The organism is Geobacillus sp. LYN3, from assembly GCF_003064505.1.
GTDB classification, from domain to species: domain Bacteria; phylum Bacillota; class Bacilli; order Bacillales; family Anoxybacillaceae; genus Parageobacillus_B; species Parageobacillus_B toebii.
Genome location: NZ_QCWL01000050.1, coordinates 1 through 1,393 on the forward strand (window position 1 = coordinate 1; position 1,393 = coordinate 1,393).

The following is a 1,393-nucleotide window of genomic DNA, read 5'->3' on the forward strand; positions in this document are numbered from 1 at the left end:
GGCATCTTGTTGGCTTATTCCTTGGTCACACTAGGGCTGGTTGAGCGCTGACACTCAACTAGCACCACGGGTTTAAATTAGTTTAAATTAGGGGTGTGTATGAAAAAACTCTACTTTATAGCTACCTTGATTTTCACGTTATCCATTTGTCTTGGTTACTATGTTGATGCGCCTATTGTAAAAACGGTAGGACAAGTTCATGAACTGCAAAATCAAATAACTATATCTGTTTTTTGGGATATTCTGGTTAATAATACAGTAGTGATGATTACTGCATTCATGGGTCTATTTTCATTTGGGTTACTAGCCTTCGCCACGCTTGTGTATAACGGGTTTATGTTTGGTCAGCTACTGAAATCTTTTATTGCAAGTCAAGCTTCTATCAGCGTTTTACTGGCAGGGACACTTCCGCATGCCCTAATAGAGTGGGCCGCATTTATTATAGCTGGAGCTTGGGGATTGCAGGGAATATTCTTACTAAAGTATATAGACAACAGAAGTATGGCTCATCAATTTTTTCCTAAACTCATCAGTGATTTCAGCATATCTGTAGGCTTAGTTTGTATCGCAGCCATTATTGAGTATTTTGTTTCATTTAAACTACTAGGACTATGGTGATAGACATGAAGAATAACAATAACTTAAATGTACCACAGGGAATCGGTTTAAAATCTATATCCCATTTACCTGTTGCAATTTTAATTTTGTTTAATTATCTGACTTATAAGCTTCTGTCCAACAAATTTCACATTGATGAATTAGTTGGAAGTACTATGTTTGGCGAGATTGTCTCGGTTATCAATATAGTTACTGGTATAGCAACAATACTTGTAATATGGCTACTATTCTCCTTTATACTCTATATTGGCGTTAATTTTCTCCTTGGAAAGCCTGTATTGTTTCGTGATATGTTAAAAGTTGTATCACTTTCATTTATTCCAATGGTTATAGCGTCTGTTATTATTAATATCATCACAATCTTTGATGCACCTGTCATAGATCTGCGGAATATAACTGATGTAACAAAATTTCAGCAGGAAATAGACTCATCATTTTATAAACAGATAACAGATTCCGTTAGGATAATAGGATATGTCAGCAGCACTATTCTATGCTGGTTCCTTATTAAACATTTTGTGAAAGTAACTACATGGGCTTCTGTTATTGTTGTATACACTCCTATTCTCATGTTTGTGATTCTTTTTATAAGTGCCCGTCTTATATTTTCCTAATATCTAAGGGAGGGAATTATTACCTTGATTAAAAAAACTTCTAGTATATTAATCATCTTTGTTATTATTTTCAGTTTTCTTCAATTAGTTGTAAACTAGCACATTATTTCAGAATCCCTTTTTCAAATTATTTCAGGCGGATTCGGAAATAATGTGCAAAA

General features: G+C 34.2%; 2 protein-coding genes. Both read left to right on the forward strand.

What is annotated here, in order from left to right; all coding sequences use genetic code 11:
* The first annotated feature begins 99 nt into the window (after positions 1 to 99).
* Positions 100 to 618, forward strand: coding sequence for a stage II sporulation protein M (locus tag DCC82_RS16965; RefSeq protein ID WP_097355131.1), 519 nt, complete (start codon positions 100 to 102; stop codon positions 616 to 618).
* A gap of 5 nt (positions 619 to 623) precedes the next feature.
* Complete coding sequence (locus tag DCC82_RS16970) at positions 624 to 1,232, forward strand: YIP1 family protein (protein WP_158268602.1); 609 nt, start codon at positions 624 to 626, stop codon at positions 1,230 to 1,232.
* Positions 1,233 to 1,393 lie beyond the last annotated feature (161 nt).

What these genes read in the sequence shown, in the direction of transcription:
- DCC82_RS16965 (WP_097355131.1), top strand. Translation starts at nt 100, where the DNA reads ATGAAAAAACTCTACTTTATAGCTACCTTGATTTTCACGTTATCCATT.
- DCC82_RS16970 (WP_158268602.1), top strand. Translation starts at nt 624, where the DNA reads ATGAAGAATAACAATAACTTAAATGTACCACAGGGAATCGGTTTAAAA.